We start from the raw sequence: 1,697 nt of genomic DNA on the forward strand, positions 1-1,697 counted from the left end.
GTCGGTCGCGATGCAGACCCGGGCGCGCCCGTCGCGCATCGCCTGCAGCGCATGGCTGCGTTCGTTCTGCGTCAGCTCGCCGGACAGCGCCACCACGGCGAAATTGCGGTTGTTGAACCGCGCGGTCAGATGATTGACGGCAGCGCGCGTCGAGCAAAAGACGATGGCGTTGGTCGCCTCGTAATAGCGCAGCACGTTGATGATCGCATTCTCGCGGTCGCTCGGGGCCACCATGAGCGCGCGATATTCAATATCGATATGCTGCTTTTCCTCGGCCGCGGTGCTGATGCGCACGGCATCGCGCTGGTAGCTCTTGGCAAGCTTCGCGATCGCCGCCGGCACCGTTGCTGAAAACATCAGCGTCCGGCGTTCGTCCGGTGCCGCATCCAGGATGAATTCGAGATCCTCGCGGAAGCCGAGATCGAGCATCTCGTCGGCCTCGTCGAGCACGGCAGCCTTCAGTTCCGACATGTCGAGCGCCCTGCGGCGGATATGGTCGCAGAGCCGGCCGGGCGTGCCGACGACGATATGGGCGCCGCGTTCGAGCGAGCGGCGCTCGCTGCGGATGTCCATGCCGCCGACGCAGCTGACGATCACCGCGCCAGTCATCTCAAAGAGCCATTCGAGCTCACGCTTGACCTGTAGAGCAAGTTCGCGCGTCGGGGCGATGACGATGGCGAGCGGCGCGCCGGCATTGCCGAAGCGCTCCCTGCCTTCGAGCAGCGTTGGCGCCAGCGCCAAGCCGAAGGCGACGGTCTTGCCGGAACCGGTCTGGGCCGAGACCAGCGCGTCGGAAGCGGCAAGCGCCGGATCGAGCATCGCCTTCTGGACCGGGGTGAGTTCGGCGTAACCGCGCTTCTGCAACGCCTTGGCGATCGCCGGGACGACGCCGTTAAATTCTGTCATGGATTCGATCTTTCGGAGCTGTCAGGCGCGTTGCTGCGCCATGGCCGGAGCCAGCCGGCGGGGTATTTGCGCCGTTCCTAGCCGCTCCCGCGGCGATTGTCAAAGCGTACGGCTACGCCACAGCCAGACGTCGATGCGGCTTGCCCGGCCGCGTAGCGCCGTTTCCAACGGTCCCTCCATGCGGCCGGACTGCGTGAGCACGCTATCGGGGCCGGCAGCGCGGACGATTTCGGCGCTCAGCGCCAGTTCGACACCATGGCGGGCGGCCACCTCCATCAGCCGGCTGCCGACATTGATGGTGTCTCCCGCCGCCGTGATTTGTTGCCGGTCGCCGGTGCCTAATCGCGAGGCGACGATCGGGCCGCAATGGGCGCCGACCTTGAAGCCGATCTTCTTCGGGGCAAAGCCCGCATGCGCTTGAAGCCAGGCCCGTGTGCGCTCGCACAGGCTGACCGCGCAGGCAGCGGCGCGGGCGGCATCATCTTCGGCCGGCTCCGGTAGGCCGAACAGGATCATCGCCCCGTCGCCCATGAAGCTGGTGATGGCGCCGCCATGGGCGCGCGCCTCCTCGTCGACCAGTTCGAAGAAGCCGCTCAGCATCTCGCTGACCGCCACTGGCCCGACATTTTCGCTGAGGCCGGTGAAACCCGAGAGATCAATGAAGATGACGGCGGCGTTCTGGCGCACCGGCGCAGCAAGGAAATTCGGATCGCGCGCCAGCCACTCGCCGAGGCCGGGCGCCTCGATGCGCTGCAGGAGCGCGCTCTGCTCGGCGAAATGGCGGGCGCGGC

General features: G+C 66.8%; 2 protein-coding genes. Both read right to left on the reverse strand.

Features of this window, described 5'->3' with window-relative positions; translation table 11 throughout:
* Window positions 1–906: DEAD/DEAH box helicase (locus MOV76_RS39065; RefSeq protein ID WP_247266587.1), on the reverse strand; the 906-nt coding region annotated here is incomplete at its 3' end.
* A gap of 99 nt (window positions 907–1,005) precedes the next feature.
* The coding region (locus tag MOV76_RS39070; RefSeq protein ID WP_247266588.1) for an adenylate/guanylate cyclase domain-containing protein at window positions 1,006–1,697 on the reverse strand (692 nt) is incomplete at its 5' end.

It is taken from the genome of Rhizobium sp. PRIMUS64 (genome assembly GCF_023006465.1).
GTDB classification, from domain to species: Bacteria; Pseudomonadota; Alphaproteobacteria; order Rhizobiales; family Rhizobiaceae; genus Rhizobium; species Rhizobium leguminosarum.